At 55.7% G+C, this 1010-nt stretch carries 2 rRNA genes; both read right to left on the bottom strand.

The window, feature by feature from the left end:
• Positions 1–692: ribosomal RNA gene (locus tag M0L20_RS30080) — 23S ribosomal RNA — on the bottom strand; the annotation flags it as partial.
• A 203-nt stretch (positions 693–895) separates the two neighbouring features.
• Positions 896–1010: ribosomal RNA gene (locus M0L20_RS30075) — 16S ribosomal RNA — on the bottom strand; the annotation flags it as partial.

Genomic DNA, 1010 nt, shown 5'->3' with positions numbered 1-1010 from the left:
CACTGACTCGACGCCCTATTCAGACTCGCTTTCGCTTCGGCTGCGTACGTCCACGTACTTAACCTCGCCAGTGACGGTAACTCGTAGGCTCATTATGCAAAAGGCACGCCGTCACTCCACACTAGGAGCTCCGACCGCTTGTAAGCGCCTGGTTTCAGGGTCTATTTCACCCGGGTACTCCCCGTGCTTTTCACCGTTCCCTCACGGTACTCTCCACTATCGGTCTTCTGGTCGTATTTAGCCTTACCGGATGGTGCCGGCCGATTCAGAGGGGATTTCTCCGGTCCCCCCCTACTCAGGATCCCCAACCCACCAACGCACTGACCCGTACGGGACTCTCACCCTCTGTGGTTGACCTTCCCAGATCATTTCAGTTCGCTTGTTGGCTTGATGTCGGGTCCTACTACCCCGCCTACGCCGTAACGCAGATGGTTTGGGCTGTTCCGCTTTCGCTCGCCACTACTGACGGAATCACGACTTGTTTTCTCTTCCTGCGGGTACTTAGATGTTTCAGTTCTCCGCGTTCGCCCCTCCAAGGAGGTACTATCTCTTCAAGATAGTGGGTTGCCCCATTCGGATACCTGTGGATCAGCCCCTGCCAGCGGGTCCCCACAGCGTTTCGTCGCTTGCCACGTCCTTCATCGCCACCAGAAGCCATAGGCATCCCCCAGGCGCCCTTTTGCTGCGTGATTGCACGCTACATACTTACTCGTGTGTCTCTTGTGTATTCAATCGCTACTGCTCCATAGAACAGTTACGTTTCTTCCTGTAGGTCAAAGAACAGTGTGCTCATCCTCTTGCGAGAATAAGCCCGGTCCTTGAGCAAACGTCAGCACTTAACTCAACCACTCCCCTGCGCCACTCCGAAGAGTCAACAGCAGCAGATCGGCTCCAGAAAGGAGGTGTTCCAGCCGCACCTTCCGGTACGGCTACCTTGTTACGACTTAGCCCCAGTCGCCGAGTTTACCCTTGACCGACTCTTACCTCGGTCTTCAGGTCCCCCCAACTCC

The organism is Spirosoma liriopis (assembly GCF_023196085.1).
Taxonomy (GTDB): Bacteria; Bacteroidota; Bacteroidia; order Cytophagales; family Spirosomataceae; genus Spirosoma; species Spirosoma oryzicola.
Note: the sequence above shows the minus strand (reverse complement) of the source record. Positions and strands in the feature narration are given on the sequence as shown.